This is a genomic window from Desertivibrio insolitus (assembly GCF_017355965.1).
GTDB lineage: Bacteria > Actinomycetota > Actinomycetes > Actinomycetales > Microbacteriaceae > JAFIQW01.
In genome coordinates this window covers 406,905-423,984 of record NZ_JAFIQW010000003.1, presented here as the reverse complement: position 1 = coordinate 423,984, position 17,080 = coordinate 406,905, and the positions used below count along the sequence as shown (strand labels likewise).

Annotated in this window: 20 protein-coding genes; 11 read left to right on the top strand and 9 right to left on the bottom strand. The window is 72.1% G+C overall.

Annotated features, from left to right (window positions below; translation table 11 throughout):
• Position 1 precedes the first annotated feature (1 nt).
• Positions 2-1,057, bottom strand: coding sequence for a uroporphyrinogen decarboxylase (hemE, locus tag JUB10_RS08805; RefSeq protein WP_207455612.1), 1,056 nt, complete (start codon positions 1,055-1,057; stop codon positions 2-4).
• A 124-nt stretch (positions 1,058-1,181) separates the two neighbouring features.
• On the opposite strand from hemE, the gene JUB10_RS08800 reads away from it, so the two are divergent.
• Complete coding sequence (locus JUB10_RS08800; RefSeq protein WP_207455611.1) at positions 1,182-2,444, top strand: glutamyl-tRNA reductase; 1,263 nt, start codon at positions 1,182-1,184, stop codon at positions 2,442-2,444.
• Between the two features lie 343 nt (positions 2,445-2,787).
• On the opposite strand, the gene JUB10_RS08795 is transcribed toward JUB10_RS08800, so the two are convergent.
• From JUB10_RS08795 to JUB10_RS08780, 4 genes are all read right to left on the bottom strand, one after another.
• On the bottom strand, positions 2,788-3,672 hold the full coding sequence (locus JUB10_RS08795) for a serine hydrolase (RefSeq protein ID WP_207455609.1): 885 nt from the start codon (positions 3,670-3,672) through the stop codon (positions 2,788-2,790).
• A gap of 26 nt (positions 3,673-3,698) precedes the next feature.
• Entirely contained in the window at positions 3,699-5,660 is a 1,962-nt protein-coding gene (locus tag JUB10_RS08790; RefSeq protein WP_207455607.1) for a M13 family metallopeptidase, read from the bottom strand.
• An 85-nt stretch (positions 5,661-5,745) separates the two neighbouring features.
• A complete protein-coding gene (locus JUB10_RS08785) occupies positions 5,746-6,153 on the bottom strand; it encodes a pilus assembly protein CpaE (protein ID WP_207455605.1) in 408 nt (135 codons plus the stop codon).
• Complete coding sequence (locus JUB10_RS08780) at positions 6,150-6,539, bottom strand: PPOX class F420-dependent oxidoreductase (protein ID WP_207455603.1); 390 nt, start codon at positions 6,537-6,539, stop codon at positions 6,150-6,152. The genes JUB10_RS08785 and JUB10_RS08780 overlap by 4 nt, the downstream gene beginning before the upstream one ends.
• Positions 6,540-6,638: 99 nt before the next feature.
• Between JUB10_RS08780 and JUB10_RS08775 the strand changes: the two genes are divergently transcribed.
• The 5 genes from JUB10_RS08775 to JUB10_RS08755 all read left to right on the top strand — a co-directional run bounded on the left by JUB10_RS08775 (position 6,639) and on the right by JUB10_RS08755 (position 10,299).
• Positions 6,639-7,853 (top strand): MFS transporter, encoded by a 1,215-nt coding sequence (locus JUB10_RS08775; RefSeq protein ID WP_207455601.1) that lies wholly within the window; start codon positions 6,639-6,641, stop codon positions 7,851-7,853.
• A gap of 108 nt (positions 7,854-7,961) precedes the next feature.
• Positions 7,962-8,648, top strand: a complete 687-nt coding sequence (locus JUB10_RS08770; RefSeq protein WP_207455599.1) for a PhzF family phenazine biosynthesis protein — start codon at positions 7,962-7,964, stop codon at positions 8,646-8,648.
• Between the two features lie 35 nt (positions 8,649-8,683).
• A complete protein-coding gene (gene nucS, locus JUB10_RS08765) occupies positions 8,684-9,379 on the top strand; it encodes an endonuclease NucS (RefSeq protein ID WP_207455597.1) in 696 nt (231 codons plus the stop codon).
• A gap of 69 nt (positions 9,380-9,448) precedes the next feature.
• Positions 9,449-10,126 (top strand): HAD hydrolase-like protein, encoded by a 678-nt coding sequence (locus JUB10_RS08760; RefSeq protein ID WP_207455596.1) that lies wholly within the window; start codon positions 9,449-9,451, stop codon positions 10,124-10,126.
• Between the two features lie 35 nt (positions 10,127-10,161).
• Positions 10,162-10,299 (top strand): hypothetical protein, encoded by a 138-nt coding sequence (locus JUB10_RS08755; RefSeq protein ID WP_207455594.1) that lies wholly within the window; start codon positions 10,162-10,164, stop codon positions 10,297-10,299.
• A 6-nt stretch (positions 10,300-10,305) separates the two neighbouring features.
• Here JUB10_RS08755 and JUB10_RS08750 read toward each other — a convergent pair whose 3' ends face one another.
• The 3 genes from JUB10_RS08750 to JUB10_RS08740 are packed head-to-tail and all read right to left on the bottom strand — an operon-like array spanning position 10,306 to position 12,958.
• On the bottom strand, positions 10,306-11,334 hold the full coding sequence (locus JUB10_RS08750; RefSeq protein ID WP_207455592.1) for an NAD(P)/FAD-dependent oxidoreductase: 1,029 nt from the start codon (positions 11,332-11,334) through the stop codon (positions 10,306-10,308).
• Positions 11,331-11,867 (bottom strand): isoprenylcysteine carboxyl methyltransferase family protein, encoded by a 537-nt coding sequence (locus JUB10_RS08745; protein ID WP_307859162.1) that lies wholly within the window; start codon positions 11,865-11,867, stop codon positions 11,331-11,333. The genes JUB10_RS08750 and JUB10_RS08745 overlap by 4 nt, the downstream gene beginning before the upstream one ends.
• Positions 11,864-12,958: a type III polyketide synthase gene (locus tag JUB10_RS08740; RefSeq protein ID WP_207455590.1), complete on the bottom strand. Its 1,095-nt coding sequence runs from the start codon at positions 12,956-12,958 to the stop codon at positions 11,864-11,866. The genes JUB10_RS08745 and JUB10_RS08740 overlap by 4 nt, the downstream gene beginning before the upstream one ends.
• Positions 12,959-13,097: 139 nt before the next feature.
• Between JUB10_RS08740 and moaA the strand changes: the two genes are divergently transcribed.
• Together moaA and JUB10_RS08730 are read left to right on the top strand one after the other, a co-directional pair.
• A complete protein-coding gene (gene moaA, locus JUB10_RS08735; protein ID WP_207455588.1) occupies positions 13,098-14,180 on the top strand; it encodes a GTP 3',8-cyclase MoaA in 1,083 nt (360 codons plus the stop codon).
• Positions 14,173-14,421: a MoaD/ThiS family protein gene (locus tag JUB10_RS08730; protein WP_207455586.1), complete on the top strand. Its 249-nt coding sequence runs from the start codon at positions 14,173-14,175 to the stop codon at positions 14,419-14,421. The genes moaA and JUB10_RS08730 overlap by 8 nt, the downstream gene beginning before the upstream one ends.
• A gap of 85 nt (positions 14,422-14,506) precedes the next feature.
• Here the strand turns inward: JUB10_RS08730 and JUB10_RS08725 are convergent, their stop codons facing one another.
• A complete protein-coding gene (locus JUB10_RS08725) occupies positions 14,507-14,680 on the bottom strand; it encodes a CsbD family protein (protein ID WP_207455584.1) in 174 nt (57 codons plus the stop codon).
• 183 nt (positions 14,681-14,863) lie between these two features.
• Between JUB10_RS08725 and JUB10_RS08720 the strand changes: the two genes are divergently transcribed.
• From JUB10_RS08720 to JUB10_RS08710, 3 genes are all read left to right on the top strand, one after another.
• Positions 14,864-15,220, top strand: a complete 357-nt coding sequence (locus JUB10_RS08720) for a hypothetical protein (protein WP_207455582.1) — start codon at positions 14,864-14,866, stop codon at positions 15,218-15,220.
• Between the two features lie 61 nt (positions 15,221-15,281).
• Entirely contained in the window at positions 15,282-15,641 is a 360-nt protein-coding gene (locus JUB10_RS08715) for a VOC family protein (protein WP_207455580.1), read from the top strand.
• Positions 15,642-15,662: 21 nt separating this feature from the next.
• Positions 15,663-17,048 (top strand): M20/M25/M40 family metallo-hydrolase, encoded by a 1,386-nt coding sequence (locus JUB10_RS08710; protein WP_207455578.1) that lies wholly within the window; start codon positions 15,663-15,665, stop codon positions 17,046-17,048.
• Positions 17,049-17,080: the final 32 nt, after the last annotated feature.

The following is a 17,080-nucleotide window of genomic DNA, read 5'->3' as shown; positions in this document are numbered from 1 at the left end:
GTCAGGCTCCGTGCGCGAGGGCGACGATGCGGGTGAGCACGTCGGGATCGGTCTCCGGGGGCACGCCGTGACCCAGGTTGAGTACGTGCGCGGGGGCCTCGCGGCCGCGGTCGAGCACGTCCCGGACGTGTGCGGCGAGCACCGGCCAGGGGGCGGCGAGCAGGGCGGGGTCGATGTTCCCCTGCAGCGGGGTCGTTCCGCCGAGGCGGCGGTTCGCCTCGTCGAGCGGAAGGCGCCAGTCGACGCCGATGGTGTCGGCGCCGATGCCCTTCATCTCGGGCAGGATCTCGCTCGACCCCACGCCGAAGTGCACAGTCGGCACGCCGGTGTCGATCACGTGGCGCAGCGCCCGCTTGGAGTGCGGCGCGACCCGCTTGAGGTAGTTCTGCTTCGACAGCGAGCCGACCCAGGAGTCGAAGAGCTGCGCTGCGCTCGCGCCGGCGTCGACCTGGGCGCGGAGGAACTGCCCCGTGACATCCGCTGCCCAGTTCAGCAGCGCCGCCCAGGTGTGCGGGTCGGAGTACATGAGGGTGCGGGCGGCGAGGTGCTCCTTCGACGGACCGCCCTCGACGAGGTAGGCCGCGAGCGTGAAGGGGGCGCCGGCGAAACCGATCAGCGGGGTCGACCCGAGCTCGGCGACGGTCTGCGAGACCGCCTGCCGGATCGGATCGAGCGCCTCCGGGTCGAGCGGACGCAGCGCCGTCACGTCGAGGGCCGTGCGGATGGGCTTCGCGAGCACCGGACCGCGGCCGGGCACGATGTCGACGTCGACCCCCGCGAGCTTCAGCGGCACGACGATGTCGGAGAAGAAGATGGCCGCGTCGACCTGGTGGCGGCGCACGGGCTGCAGGGTGATCTCGGTCGCAACATCCGGGGTCAGGCAGGCCTCGAGCATGCCCTGGCCCTCGCGGAGCGCCCGGTACTCGGGCAGCGAACGCCCGGCCTGACGCATGAACCAGACGGGCTGACGCTCGGGTCGGTCACCGCGGTAGGCGCGGACGAGGGGCGCCGCGGTCGTGCGCCCGTCGACGAGGGGATGGTCGGGCGGGAGGATCACGGTTTCCAGCGTACGGGGACGAGGGTGGACGGATGCCGACGGTGTCGGTGCCCGGATGGTTCACATCCCTGTGGTAAGGGTGCCCTCGGCTGCGCCGATTACTACAAGCTCGTAGAATTGGACGGTGCTCGTGTGTTTGACCGCGAATCATCGCAACGCCAGCTTCGACCTCCTCGAGAAGCTGTCGGTCGGCGCACCCGGAGCCGCTCCCGCGCTCGTCGAGGGCAGCGACGCCGTCTCCGGCGCCGTCGTGCTCGCCACCTGCAACCGCTTCGAGGCCTACCTCGACGTCGCCGAGCCGCTCTCGCACGAGGTCGCGGCCGTCGACCGCGTCGTGAAGGTCGTCAGCGACGCGAGCGGCGTCGACGCGGCCGAGCTGCGCGAGTCGGTCAACGTGCTGACCGGTGACGCCGTCGCCGAGCACCTGTTCGCCGTGTCATCCGGTCTCGAGTCCGTCGTCGTCGGCGAGGACGAGATCGCCGGTCAGGTGAAGCGCTCCCTGCTCGCAGCACGCGAGTCGGGCACCACCTCGAGCAACCTCGAGCGGCTGTTCCAGAGAGCGTCGCGCACCTCGCGCGGCGTCAAGACCCGCACCGCCCTCGGCGGGGCCGGCCGCTCGCTCGTGCGCCTGGGCCTCGAGCTCGCGTCGAGCCGCATCCGCGACTGGGCGGACACGTCCGTGCTGCTCGTCGGCACCGGCCAGTACGCCGCGACCACCGTGGCGGCGCTCCGCGACCGCGGGGTCGAGCGCATCACCGTCTTCTCCCCCTCCGGCCGCGCCCCCCGCTTCGCGCTCAAGCACGGCATCACCGCGGTGACGAGCCTCCCCGGCGGGATCGCCGCGGCCGACGTCGTGATCACCTGCACCTCGGCGCAGAACCCAGTCGTCACCCCGGCCACGATGCCGGCCGCCGGGCGCACGCTCGTCATCGACCTCGGCCTGCCCCGCAACGTCGACCCCGCCGTCGCCACCCTCCCCGACGTGCAACTGCTCGACCTCGAGACCATCCGCCTGCACGCCCCGCTGCCCGAGCTGCGCGCCGCGACCGAGGCCCGCGAGATCGTCGGATCGGCCGCCGCCGAGTTCGCCGCCGCCACCGCCGACGCCAAAGTCTCCGGCTCCGTCACCGCGCTGCGACAGCACATGATGGACACCCTCGACGCCGAGATCGCCCGCGCCCGCAGCCGCGGCGACTCGTCCGAGAAGACCGAGCAGGCCCTGCGCCACCTCGTGTCGGTGCTCCTGCACACCCCGTCGGTGCGCGCCCGCGAACTCGCCCGCGAGGGCGACGCCGGCCGCGTCGAGGACGCGATCGAGGCCCTCTTCGGGCTGCACCCCGTGACCCGCCACGAGGTCGCGCGCACGGACGACGCCGCCGCGGGCTGAGGCCCCCTTCCCAGCACGCGGGTAGCCCGCGCAGCGGGCGTATCGAGACCTGCGCGCCCCTCGTGGATCGATGACGGAGGCGTTCTTGGGCTGACGCGTCGACATCCGACCTGTGCCCGCGGTTTCGCCTCCGTTATCGACGTAACGGATGACCCGGGGCGCCGCGTCCAGCTCGCCCAGCCCCGGGGACGGGCCTAACGGAGGAGAAATCGGCGCTCGCCGGTCCGAAACCGACCGGATCGGGCTGTTTCTCCTCCGTTAGGGCACGCCCACGAGTGCGAGGGTCTCGGTACGGCGGCTGCGCCGCCTACTCGACCGCTGGGAGACGGGGCCGCCGGAGCCCCTAGTGCACGTGCTCCAGCAGCTCCGAGCCGAGGGTGCGCATCGCCTCGAGCACGCGGAGGCGCGTGGGGAGGCTGCCGTCGGTGAAGCGCACCGTGACCGCGTAAGCCACGGCGCCGCGGCTGCCGCGCAGCAGGCCCGCCTCGCTGCGGAGTCCCGTGTCGGTGCCGGTCTTGTTGACGAGCGACAGTCCGTGGTCGGCGAACCGGTGGGCGAGGGGGTCGAGGCCGAAGGCACTCGCGACCATCGACAGGTCCATGTTGAGCCCGAGCCATCCGATCACGCGCTGGCTGGTCACCGGGTCGACGATCTCGCCCTTCGAGAGGGCGGCGAAGAGCCAGCTGAGCTCGGCGGTCGATCCGAGGGAGAGCTGCGGCGCGTCATCCGGCCCCCGCTCGTCGCGCACGAGGTCGAGCAGCGCGGTGCGCGAGAGCCCGAGCGACTCGGCGCGCTTGCGCACCGCCTCGAGGCCGATCTGCCCGAGCAGCACGTTCGTCGCGAGGTTGTCGCTGGTCGAGGCGACGAGCACCGCGAGGTCGGCCACCGGCAGGGCGGGCACCTGCAGGTGCTGCCAGATCCCCGAGTCGCCGACCTCGTCGACGGGAGCGCGGTCGAGCACCGTGAGGTCGGAGATGCGGCCGGCGGTCATGCGCGCCGAGAGCTCCACGAGCAGCAGCACCTTGCCGACCGACGCGGTGGGCAGCGTGATGCGGTCGTCGATCGAGAGCAGCTGCTCGCCCGACTCGACGTCGAGCACGCTCGCCGAGACGGATGCCCCGGAGTACGCCACCTCGCCCAGCGCCTCGAAGCTCCCCGTGAACCGTCCGCCGACGAGCTGACCGCGATGCCGGCCGTCGCGGGGACGGCGCAGGCGGTCGCGGCGCAAGGGTCCCGAAGAGGAGGCTCCGACGCCTACCAGATCGTCACCCGCTCCGCCGGCGGAAGCCACAGAGCATCCCCCTCCGTCACGTCGAAGGCGTCGTAGAACTCGTCGATGTTGCGCACGATCTGGTTGCACCGGAACTCGTTGGGCGAGTGCGGGTCGATCGAGAGCAGGCGGATGACCTCCTCGTCGCGCGACTTCTGCTGCCAGGCCTGCGCCCACGACAGGAAGAAGCGCTGGGCGGCGGGCAGCCCGTCGACGACCGGGGGCTCCTCGCCGTGCAGCGACAGCAGGTACGCCTTCCACGCGATCGCGAGACCGCCGAGGTCGCCGATGTTCTCGCCGATCGTGAGCGCGCCGTTGACGTGGTGGTCGGGCACCTGCTTCGGGGCGAGGGCGTCGTACTGCGCGATGAGCGACTTGGTGCGCTGCTCGAACGCGGCGCGGTCCTCGTCGGTCCACCAGTCGGTGAGCTTGCCGTCGCCGTCGTACTTCGAGCCCTGGTCGTCGAAGCCGTGGCCGATCTCGTGGCCGATCACGGCCCCGATCGCGCCGTAGTTCGCGGCCGCGTCGCGGGTCTCGTCGAAGAACGGGAACTGCAGGATCGCGGCCGGGAAGACGATCTCGTTGAAGCCGGGGTTGTAGTACGCGTTGATCGTCTGGGGCGTCATGAACCACTCGTCGCGGTCGATCGGTTTGCCGATCTTGCCGAGCTCGCGGTGGAACTCGAACTCGTTCACGCGGCGCACGTTGCCGAGCAGGTCGGTCGCGTCGGCCTCGAGCGCGGAGTAGTCGCGCCACTTGACCGGGTAGCCGATCTTCGGGGTGAACTTCTCGAGCTTGTCGAGGGCACGGGCGCGGGTCTCCTCGCCCATCCACTCGAGTCCGTCGATGCTCTGCCGGTACGCCTCGATGAGGTTCGCGACGAGTGAGTCCATCGCCTCCTTCGCGGATGCCGGGAAGTGCCGCTCCACGTAGATGCGCCCGACGGCCTCGCCCATGGCGTGCTCGACGAAGCCGACACCGCGCTTCCATCGGGCGCGCAGCTCGGGGGTGCCGGTGAGGGTGCGGCCGTAGAAGTCGAAGTTCGCCTCGACGAACGCGTCGCTGAGGTACGGCGCGAGCGAGCGGACGACCTGCCAGCGCAGCCAGTCCTTCCACGCGTCGAGGTTCGCCACGTCGAGCGCCGCGGTCAGCCCGTTGAGGAAGCTCGGCTGGCGGAGCACGACCTCGTCGAGGGCGCCGGCGGGCACGTCGAGGCCGCGGAGCCAGGCGCCGAGGTCGACGGGCGCGGCGGCATCCGTCACCTGCTGCCACGTGCGCAGGTTGTAGGTCGCGCTCGAGTCGCGGCTTCGCACGTTGTCCCAGTGGGCGCCCGCGAGCAGGGTCTCGAGCTCCATGACGCGGGCGGCGCGCTCGGCCGCGTCGGGGAGCCCGGCGAGCGTGAACATGCGCTCGACGAAGGGCGGGTACTTGTCGCGCACGGGCGCGAGACGCTCCTCGCGGTAGTACGACTCGTCGGGCAGGCCGAGGCCCGCCTGTTCGAGCAGCACGAGGTAGCGGTCGGGGTCGCCGGGGTCGTTGTCGACGAAGGCGCCGTAGAAGCCGCCGATGCCCTGACGCTCGAGCACGCCGACGGTCTCGAGCAGCGAGGGGATGTCGGTGACCGCGTCGACCTGCGCGAGCAGCGGTTCGAGCGGGGCGGCGCCGAGCGCCTCGATGCGCTCGGTGTCCATGAAGCTCGCGTAGAGCTCGCCGAACTTGCGCTGCTCGGTGCCGGGCTCGGCGCCCTGCGCCTCCTCGATGATCGCGCGGACGGCCTTCTCGGCCTCCTCGGCGAGCTGGTAGAAGGAGCCGTAGCGCGCCTTGTCGTCGGGGATGCGCGTGCGCTCGATCCACCTGCCGTTGACGTGCCGGAACAGGTCGTCCTGCGGGCGGACCTGCGGGTCGAGTTCGTTCAGATCGATGCCGGAAGCCGAGTTCGCAGTCACGAGGATCTAGCCTACGGCGGCAACCTGCGCCCGCCAGTAGGCACGAAGGGCGCGTTACAGCGACTAGGCCGGAACGGCCGCGCCGCTACTGCGAGAGCCGGATGAGGGCGAGCAGCGCCTGCCCGTAGGCCTCGGCCGCGCTGACCTGCTCGAACGCGCGCTCCTCACCGCCGATCTGCGCGGTCACGCGGTAGAGGCCGTTCTCGTCGAGCTCGAGCGATCGGAACGCGGTGCGCAGCAGGTCGCGCAACTGGTGCTCCTGCGGCATCCAGACGGCGTCGCCGAGCGACACCGAGTCGAGGGCCCACTCGGTCGTGCCGTTGAACCCGAGCACGGTGCCGGTCGGGTAGGTGTGCGCCTCGATCGTCATGTCGCTGACCGTGAAGACGTCCGCGTCGAAGGTCGGCCGGTCGATGATGAACCGGTCGCCCGACTGCGGCTTCCACACGAGGCCCGCGCGGCGCAGCTCGCGGGCGAGTTCGGTCGAGATCACTTGGTCGACGTGGCCTCGGGAGTCATGACGAGGATGACCCGGTCGGCGGCATCCGGCGGCGGCGCCTCGCTCGAACCGGAGTAGCGGCGCTCGAGCTCCTGATAGAAAGCGCCGGTCGGGTCGTCGACGATCTCGCTCAGCCGGCCGCGCACCTCGAGGTAGCGGTACTCGTCGTCCGGATCGACGACGGAGATCGTCATGGCCGGGTTCTCCTGCAGGTTGCGGAACTTGCCGCGCTTGCGCGTGTGCGTGAACCGCACGTTCTCGCCGTCGAAGAGGAACCACATCGGGTTGACGTGCACGAGCCCGTCGGGCCGCACGGTGCCGAGGTGGGCGATGTTCGCCCCTTCCAGGAGATTGCGGTGGGAGTCGGGGATCGTCGCCATGCTTCTCACCATAAGGACCGCGGATGCCTCGAGGCTGGGTTGTCGGCCAGTGCACCGTTAGCGTTGAGCCACCGCTCTCGATCGAGGAAGTCCTCCCCCGTGTCATCCACGCTCTCCCAGCCGCGCGTCTCCGCCTGGCGCACCGCCGTCTTCGTGATCTTCGCCCTCAACGGCATCGCCACCGGCACCTGGGTGTCGCGCACCCCGGCGGTGCGCGAGGGCCTCGGCATCGGCAACTCCGAGCTCGGCGTGCTCATCGCGTCGCTCTCGGTCGGCGCCGTCGTCGGCCTGATCGCGTCGAGTCACGTGCTCGCCTGGCTCGCCCCGCGGCGCACGCTCTTCGTGATGATGACCGCGCTGTCGCTCGCGCTCGCGCTCGTCGGCATCGCCACCGGGGTGGGGTCGTTCGCGCTCGCCGCGGCCGGCATGGTGCTGTTCGGCTTCTCGACGGGCATCGCGGATGTCGCGCAGAACGTCGAGGGCGCCGGGGTCGAGGTCGCCAGCGGGCGCACGATCATGCCGCTGTTCCACGCGCTCTGGAGCATCGGCACCGTCATCGGTGCGGGCGGCGGCACGCTCGCCTCGGCGATCGAGCTGCCCCTCGCGGTGCACGCGAGCATCGTCGCCGCCGTCGTGCTCGTCGGCAGCCTCGCGGTCGTGCGGAACACCCGCTCCGTGATCGAGGAGGAGCACGCGGACGGCGGCAAGTCCGGCGGTCTCGCCGCGCGTCTGTCGATCTGGCTCGAACCGCGCACGCTGCTCATCGGCGTCGTGGTGCTCGGCTTCGCGTTCGCGGAGGGGTCGGCGAACGACTGGCTCGCGATCGCGATGGTCGACGGCCACGGCGTCGAGGAGGAGTTCGCGGCCGGCACCTTCACCGTCTTCGCCGTCGCGATGACCGTCGGCCGGGTCGCCGGCATCTGGGTGCTCGACCGCTTCGGGCGGGTGCGCGTGCTCGCGGCATCGGCGGTGCTCGCGATCATCGGCCTCGCGGTCGTCATCGTCGCGCCGAACCCCGCCATCGCGATCGTCGGCAGTGTGCTGTGGGGCCTCGGCGCGTGCCTCGGTTTCCCCGTCGGCATGTCGGCGGCGTCGGATGACCCGGCGCGCGCGGCCGCGCGAGTGAGCGCCGTCGCGACGATCGGCTACTTCGCGTTCCTCGTCGGCCCGCCCGTCATCGGCGTGCTGAGCGACGGCGTCGGCATCCTCAACGCGCTGCTGCTCGTGCTCGGCCTCATCGCCCTCGCCGGACTCTGCGTGCGCGCGGTGCGTCCGCCGGCCGCCGCCGTCACGGAGCAGCACGCGGGGCACTAGCCCGCGAGAGCGCGCAGATCGACGCATCCGCGCGCTCTTCGGTCCGTTCGCGCGCTCTCGGTGCGGCACGGACTCGACCCCGCCCGGCACTGCTGGCACGCTGAGGGGATGGCCGGTATCGACGTATCCGTGGTGTCCGTCTTCCCCGATGAGCAGGGGGCGCACGGCAACCCGCTCGGGATCGTGACCAACCGCATCGCCACGGCGGGGCGCGAGCAGGAGCTCGCCGCGCTGCTCGGCTTCAGCGAGACCGTCTTCGTCGACAGCGTCGAGGGCGGCCGCGCCACGATCCGGATCTTCACCCCCGCCGCGGAGCTGCCCTTCGCCGGGCACCCCACCGTGGGCACCGCGTGGTGGCTGAGCTGGCGCGGCACCCCCGTCCAGGCGCTCGACGCGCCGGCCGGCACGGTGACGGTGCGCACCGAGGGCGACCTGGTGCACGTGACCGCGCGGCCGGAGTGGGCGCCCGAGTTCGCGTGGCATCCGTACGCCACCGTCGCCGAGGTCGACGAGCTCGACCCGACGTGGTTCGACACGGGCTCGCACTACGCCTACGCGTGGGTCGACGAAGACGCGGGCGTCGTGCGCTCGCGGATGTTCTCGCCGGAGCTCGGGGTGCCCGAGGACGAGGCGACCGGCGCGGCCGCCGTGCGGCTCACGGCGCTGCTCGGCCGCGACCTCGAGATCCGCCAGGGCGAGGGCTCCCGCCTGTTCACGCGGCTGCTGCCCGACGGCTCGGTCGAGCTCGGCGGGCGCACGGTGGTCAATGAGTCCCGCGTAATCACCCTGCCCTGACCGTCGAGGGCGCCGGCGCCGTTTAGGCTCGTCCGGTGCGTCTCGTCATCGCCCGTTGCTCCGTCGACTACGCCGGGCGTCTGAGCGCTCATCTGCCGCTCGCGACCCGGCTGCTCATGCTCAAGGCCGACGGCAGCGTGCTCGTGCACTCCGACGGGGGCTCGTACAAGCCGCTCAACTGGATGAGCCCGCCCTGCACGCTCACGGTCATGGACCCCGACGACGACCAGCGGGAGATCGGCGTCACCGAGGTGTGGCGCGTCGCTCAGGCGAAGACCGCCGACCTGCTCGTCGTGTCGATCCACGAGGTGCTGCACGACAGCGCCCACGAGCTCGGCATCGACCCGGGCCTCGTCAAGGACGGCGTCGAGGCGCACCTGCAGAAGCTGCTCGCGGAGCAGATCGAGCTACTCGGCGACGGTCACCGCCTCGTGCGCCGCGAGTACATGACGGCGATCGGGCCCGTCGACATTCTTGCGACGGATGCCTCGGGCCGCAGCGTCGCGGTCGAGATCAAGCGCCGCGGCGACATCGACGGCGTGGAGCAGCTGACCCGCTACCTCGAGCTGATGAACCGCGACCCGCTGCTCGCCCCGGTCGAGGGCGTCTTCGCCGCACAGGAGATCAAGCCGCAGGCGCGCACCCTCGCCGAAGACCGCGGCATCCGCTGCCTCGTGCTCGACTACGACGCGATGCGCGGGCTCGACGACTCCGAGTCGCGGCTCTTCTAGGCCCGGCCGGGGGACGAGGAAAGCTCGACTGCTAGGCATCCGGTTCCCCCGCGCGCCTATAGTGACGGCATGAAGCCCTGGTCAGCGATTCTCTTCGACCTGGACGGGACGATCGCCGACAGTGCGCCGGGGATCACCTCGTCCCTCGCGCACACCTTCGAGACGCTGGGCCTGCCGGTGCCCTCGCCGGCGGAGCTCGTGAAGTACGTCGGCCCGCCGCTGCTCGAGGCGTTCGAGGAGTTCGAGGGCTTCACGCGCGATCAGGCCGAGCGCGCGCTGCAGATCTACCGGGCGCACTACTACGAGAAGGGTGCCCTCGACTCGACGATCTTCCCCGGCATGCCAGAGGTGCTCGCGGCGGTGCACGACGCGGGCATCCCGACCTCGCTCGCGACGTCGAAGCCGGAGTACCCGGCGACGATGATCCTCGACCACGCCGGCCTGACCGGCTACCTCGACATCATCACGGGCGCCTCGGAGGACGAGGTGCGCAGCGCGAAGAAGGACGTCGTCGAGGAGGCCCTCCGCCGGCTGCGGGCCCGAGGAGTCGACCTGTCGAATCCCGTGCTCATCGGCGACCGCCACCACGACGTCGAGGGTGCCGCGGTGCACGGCGTGCCGACGATCTTCGTCGAGTGGGGCTACGGCTCCCCCGCGGAGCAGGTGGGCGCGGTCGACGTGGTGAGCACGCCGTCCGAGCTCGCGGATGCCCTGGGCGTCGCGCTCGAGGAGAAGCCCGCCGCCTGACCGCGGGCGGTCGCCCGCCCGGGTACCCTGAGGACATGGACCGCATCTACAAGGCGATCGCGGCGGTCGGCCTTCTGATCCTCGTGGGGATCGGCCTCATCCTCGTGCCGTCGTCGCTGCTGCTCATCGGCACCTCGATCTTCAACCAGGGCTCGATCGACCTCGGCCACTAGGCCCCGTTAGCGGGCGACCCGGTCGACGATCCTGCCGAATACACCGGGCACCGCGAGCATCGCGGGCACGAGCAGCGGTCGCAGCGGCGACGTCGCCAGCACGACCAGCTGATTCGTGAGGATGCGGAACTCGCGGGTGTCCCGCGCCCAGGCCCGCTCGTAGCGGCGCAGATCGCCGGCCGTGATCGCCGCGATGGCCGAGCGCGCCTGCGCCATCCCGACGCGCAGCCCCTCGCCGGTGATGGCGTCGGTGTAGCCGGACGCGTCGCCCACGAGGGCGGCCCGGCCGCGCACCCGGTGCGTCGTCTCCTGGCGTAGTGGCCCCGCTCCGCGGAGCGACGTGACCGGCTCGGCGCCGTCGAGGTGACGCATGATGCGCGGGAACGTCGTCAGCTCCTCGTCGAAGTCGATGCCCTGCGGTCCGAGCAGGTTGATGCCGACGGTGCGTTCGTCGACGGGGGTGATGTACGCCTCGGCGCGCCGGCCGAAGTGCACCTCCACGGTGTCGGTCCACGGCTCGACCGCGAAGTGCCGCCGCAGTCCGTAGCGGCGCCGCTCGTCGGGGATCCGCTTCGGCGACTCCAGCCCGAGGCGCCGGCGCACCGTGCTGTGCAGGCCGTCGCAGGCGAGGAGGTGCCGCGCGGTGACATCCGCCGCCCGCACGGTGTCGCCGTCGAACTCGACGTCGTCGACGCGGCCCTCGAGGCGGGTCACTCCGAGCTCGTCGGCGCGCGCGCTCAGTGCCTCGTGCAGCGCGAGCCGCCGCACCCCACGACCCTCGACCCCGTTGAAGCGGTGCTCGAGCATCCGCTCGCCGTCGAGGTACCGGATGCCGCGCAGCGGCCGGCCGGGCGGATCGATCCCGAGCCGTCGGGCCGCGGCGAGCGCGCCGGGCATCAGCCCCTCGCCGCACGCCTTGTCGATCGGGCCGCTGCGCCGCTCGACGACCGTCGCGCTGAGCCCGGCCAGCCGGGCCTCGATCGCGGTCGCGAGCCCGATCGGCCCGCCGCCCACGACGAGGACGTCGACAGTCACCGCCGCGGTCCCACCTCGGTGCCGGAGGCCTCGCGCAGGGCGCGCTCCTCGAGCGGGATGCGGAAGCCGAAGAGCAGCACCGCGTTCAGCACCGTGAAGGCGATCGCGGTGATCCACGCGTTGTAGACCAGCGGCAGCGCGATGCCCTCGACGATGACGACGAGGTAGTTCGGGTGCGGGAGGAAGCGGTAGGGGCCGCGCGCCGACAGGGTCATGCCCGGTTGCACGATGACGCGGGTGTTCCAGTACTCGCCGAGGGAGTGGATGCACCAGTAGCGCAGCAGCTGGCAGGCGATCGCGATGACGAGCAGGGGCACCCCGGTCCACGGCGTGAACTCGCGGTTGAGTGCGATCGGCTCGATGAGGCAGCCGAGCAGCAGCGCCGTGTGCAGCGGGATCATGAACGCCATCTGCCCGCGGCCGTACTCGCGCCCGCCACGGCCGATGACGATCGCGGCGTGCCGCCGCGAGATCACCATCTCGACGAGGCGTTCGACGCCCGTCGCGAGGATGAACAGCACCCAGAGGATCACGCGGCGCCCTCCAGCACCGGAGCGGCGGGCAGTGCGGCCGCGGCGTCCCACTCGAGCAGGACGAGCTCGGCCGTGACGCCGGGCCCGAGCGCGAAGAGCAGCCCGCGGGTGCCCAGCGGCTGCTCGAGCATGTCGGCGAGCACGTGCAGCACGGCGCTCGAGGAGAGGTTGCCGGCCCGCGCGAGCAGGTCCCAGCTCGGCTGCAGCGCGGAGTCGGGGATCGCGAGCGACCGCGCGAAGGCCTCGAGCACGCGCGGCCCGCCGGGGTGCGCGACGTACGCGGTGACCTCGTCGCGGTCGATGCCGTTGGCGGCGAGCAGCCCCGAGACATCCGTCTCGAAGTGCGCGTCGACGACGGCGGGGACCCCGGCGCCGAGCACGATCGAAAAGCCGCTGCCGCCGACGTCCCAGCCGATGACGTCCATCGTGTCGGGGTAGAGCGAACTGCGGGTGTCGACGATGCGGGGGCCGCGGGCGGCCGGATGCTGGTCGCCCGTGACGACGACGGCGGAGGCGCCGTCACCGAACAGGCCGCTCGCGACGAGGTTCGCGACGCTGTCGTCCTGCCGCTGGATCGTGAGCGAGCACAGCTCGACGCTGAGCAGCAGGGCGACCTCGCCGGGGTGCCCCTCGAGGTAGTCGTGCACGCTGCGGAGGCCGGAGGCGCCCGCGACACAGCCGAGCCCGAAGCTCGGCACGCGCTTGACGTCGGGCCGGAAGCCCACCCGCGGCACGAGAAGGGCGTCGAGCGACGGGGCGGAGATCCCGGTGACGGAGGTGAAGAAGATGTGGTCGACGTCGGTGGCCGCGAGGCCGGCCTTGTCGAGGGCGTCGGCGGTCGCCTCCTCGAGCAGCTCGAGTCCGACGCGGATGAACGTGTCGTTCGCCCGGTGGAAGTCGCGCAGCTCGCGGTACTCGCCGAGCGGCAGTGCGAGATGCCGTCGCTCGACGCCGGCGCCCCGGTGCATCCGCTGCAGCACGGCGAGCTTCGAGGCGTCGCCGGAGAGGAGCGGACCGATCTCCGCGGTGATCTCGTCCTGGGCGTACGAGAAGCGCGGCAGCACCGCGGAGACGGCGGCGATTCTCGACATGGCCGGAACATAACACGGTCATGCTGCAGGCGTCCGGGGTGCGCCGGCGCCCTGTGCGAGCGGACTGTGGAGACGGACGAGCTCCGCCCGGGTGGGGAGGAGCGGGCGGCCCGCGACCTCGAGCCTCTATCGTGGCCGAATGACCGATCTCGGCCTTCCGACGCTGCGTTCCGCCGGCGCGCACGCGGGGGTCGGGGGTGCACGTCTCGTCGGCGTGACCGGTCGGCCGGACACCCCTCTGCTCGTCGATCGCTTCGGCCGGGTCGCCCGCGACCTGCGGGTGTCGGTCACCGAGAAGTGCTCGCTGCGCTGCACCTACTGCATGCCGGCCGAGGGCCTGCCGCCGATCGCGCGCTCCGAGCTGCTGACCGCCGCCGAGATCGCGCGGCTCATCGGGCTCGGCGCCCGCGACCTCGGCCTGCGCGAGGTGCGCTTCACCGGCGGCGAGCCGCTCATGCGGCACGACCTCGCCGAGATCGTGGCGCTCAGCAAGGCGGCCGCCCCCGGCATCCGGATCGCCCTCACGACCAACGGGATCGGCCTGGACAAGCGGATCGGCGAGCTCGTCGACGCCGGCCTCGACCGCGTGAACGTGTCGCTCGACACGGTGAACCGCGACCACTTCGCCGCTCTGACCCGCCGCGACCGGCTGCCGGCAGTGCTCGCGGGGATCCGCGCGGCGGCGGACGCCGGCCTCACCCCGCTCAAGGTCAACGCCGTGATGATGCGACAGACGCTCGCCGGCGCCCCCGAGCTGCTGGCGTGGGCGCTCGCCGAGGGCGTGTGGCTGCGCTTCATCGAGCAGATGCCGCTCGACGCCGATCGCACCTGGCTGCGCGACAACATGGTGACCGCGGAGGAGCTGCTCGCGGTGCTGCGCGAGCGCTTCGATCTCGAGGAGGTCGGCCGCGAGGACCCGTCGGCGCCCGCCGAGGAGTGGCTCGTCGACGGCGGGCCGCTCACCGTGGGCATCATCGCGTCGGTGACGCGCAGCTTCTGCGCCGACTGCGACCGCACGCGCATCACGGCCGAGGGCACGGTGCGCTCGTGCCTGTTCGGCGACGACGAGACCGACCTCAAACAGGTGCTGCGCGGCGGCGGCAGCGACGAGGAGCTCGCAGCGCTCTGGCGCGGAGCGATGTGGACGAAGCAGGCGGGCCACGGCATGGACGCCGCGACATTCGCGCCACCGACCCGGACGATGGGAGCGATCGGTGGCTGACGTTCTCGTGCGCTACTTCGCCGCCGCGGCCGATGCGGCCGGGCGCGAGGAGGAGACCGTCTCACTGCCCGAGGGCGCGACGACGGGCGACCTCAAGCGCCTGCTCGTCGAGCGCTACGGCGACGAGATGGCACGCGTGTTCCGCTCCGGGTCGCTGCTGGTCGACGGTCGCGCGACGCGTGATGAGCACGTGCCGCTCGGCGCGAGGGCCGACGTACTGCCGCCCTTCGCCGGCGGCTGAGCGAACGTCGCCTGGGACGGCACGTGTCCCGGACAGCAGAAAGCCCGGGCCTTTCCGGCCCGGGCTCCCCACAGGTGCTGAACGATCAGCCCTTGAAAACGTCTTTGATCTTCTCACCGGCCTGCTTGAGGTCGGCCTTGTCCTGCTGGGCCTGACCCTCGGCCTTCGTGTCGGGGTCGTTCGTCAGGTTGCCCCATGCCTCCTTGGCCTGACCGCCGAGCTTCTCGCCGGTGTTCTGAGCCTTGTCATCGGTACCCATAGGCAACTCCCTTCGATCGGAACTGGTCTTCGACGCTACGCCTCCGCCCCCGCAAGGGGAGCGCTTTTCAGCAGCCTCTCCGGCAACGCTCACCCGACACGCCGGACCGGACCCCCTCTCACTGGGGCCTGTCGCGACCTTCAGGCGTTGGTTGAAACTTGGGTGATCAAGAAAGGCCAGGTCATGTCGATCATCAGCAGCGCTCCGCTGCCCACCGTCGCCGTCCTCCACTCGGCGACCGTCACGGATTCCCGCGTGGATCTCCTCCTCGCTTGGAACGGGGACGAACTCGTCCTCCGCAACGTCGGCCGTAAGGCCGCCCGCGACCTGACGCTCGACGTGCCCTTCGGCCACTCCCTGTCGATCGCGCGTCTAAAGCGCCGCGCGCAGCAGGTCGTCGCCGAGCCCGGACAGCACGCCGTGCTCGCCGATGTCGGCGTGGTCTTCGTCGACTGGACCCACCCCGACGGCTCCCGGCGCGCGACCGCGCTGCGCGTGCCGCCGGTGCCCGCGCGCCTGTCCGTCGGCCTCGCGGCCTAGACCGCGCGCCTGGCCCCGGCCGCCGTCCCGTCCTAGCCTGGGCACGACGGAAGGAGCGAGGATGCTGCGGGTCGGATCGATCGTGCTCCGCGTCGAAGACCTCGGCCGGCAGGCCGAATTCTGGTCGAAGGCGCTCGACTACGTGCCGCGCGAACCCATCACGCCCGACACGGACTTCCTGCTGCTGCGGCCGAAGCACGGCGGCGGACCGAACGTGTCGCTCGACACGATGCGCTCCGAGGTGCACGTGCCGCCGCGCATCCACCTCGACCTCTACGCCGACGACCAGCAGGCCGAGGTCGACCGGTTGAAGACGCTCGGCGCGACCGAGGTGCAGTGGAGCGGACGCCCCGTCGACGCGGACTACGTGATCCTCGCCGACCCCGAGGGCAACCGCTTCTGCGTGATCGACGCCGCCTGAGCCCGCCCTAGACTCCCGAGCATGACCGCGCCCGGCCCTCGACCCGGCGCCGCCGAGCGCCTCGCGCGGATGGTGCAACTGCCCACCGTCTCGGCCGAACTCGCTGAACGCGGCCTCGCCGACTTCGAGCGGTTCCGGATGCTGCTGGGCGAGCTGTACCCGCTCGTGACCGAGCACCTCGAGCTCGAGCAGGTCACGGAGCTGGGCCTGCTCTACCGCTGGCGCGGAAGCGGCGGCGGCGACCCGCTCGTGCTCATGGCGCACTTCGACGTGGTGCCCGCAGCGGAGCGCGACGGCTGGCGCGTGCCGCCCTTCGAGGGCCGCATCGCGGACGGCGCCGTGTGGGGCCGCGGCACCCTCGACGACAAGGGCCCGCTGCTCGTCATCCTCGAGGCCGTCGAGAACCTGCTCGCCGAGGGCTTCGTGCCGCCCCGCGACGTCTACCTCTCCTTCGGCGGCGACGAGGAGAGCCACGGCGCGGCCGCCCGCGCGATCTCCGACCTGCTGCACGAGCGCGGGATCGTGCCGTGGCTCGTGCTCGACGAGGGCGGCGCCGTCGTCGACGCACCGCTGCCTTTCGTGCGCGTGCCGGCCGCGATGATCGGCGTCGGGGAGAAGGGCGTGCTCACGGTGCGCCTGAGCGCCCGCAGCGACGGCGGGCACGCCTCGGCACCACCGCCGCTGACGGCGGCGTCCCGGGTCGGCCGCGCGCTCGCCCGGCTGCGGCCCACCGTGTTTCCCGCGCGCGCTCCACGCTCCACCCGCCAGATGCTCGCCGCCTTCGCCCCGCACGTGCGCGGGCCGGCGCGGCTGCTGCTGCGCGTGCTCGCCGGCGCCCCGTGGCTGACCGCGCGCCTGTTCGCGGCGCTCGGCGGCGAGCCCGCCGCCCTCGTGCGCACGACCGTGGCGCCGACGATGCTGCAGGCCGGGAGCGCCCACAACGTGCTGCCCGCCGAGGCATCCGCCGTCGTCAACCTGCGGATCGCCGGCGGCGAGACGATCCACTCGACCGTGCGCCGGCTGCGCCGGGCGGTGCGCGATCGCCTCGTCACGATCGAGGTGATCGAGGGCAGCGACCCCTCCCCCGAGTCCCCCGTCGACGACGCCCGCTTCGCCGCGATCGCCGCCGCCGTCGAGGTCGCCTACCCGGATGCCGTGCCGGCGCCGTACCTGATGATGGCCGCGACCGACTCGCGCTGGTTCCACCGCTTCGCCCCCGCGGTGTACCGCTTCGCGCCGCTCGCGATGACCGCGGCGCAGCGCGCGGGCATCCACGGCGTCGACGAGCACGTGACGATCGACAGCCTCGAGCGCGGCGAGCGCTTCCACCGCGCCCTGCTCCGCACCCTCCCGGCCGGCGCTCCTGCGAGCGACGGCCTGCCGCCCGGCGCGACGGCGCGGCGCTAGAGTTCCGTCACCTTCCCCACCGCGGCCACCGC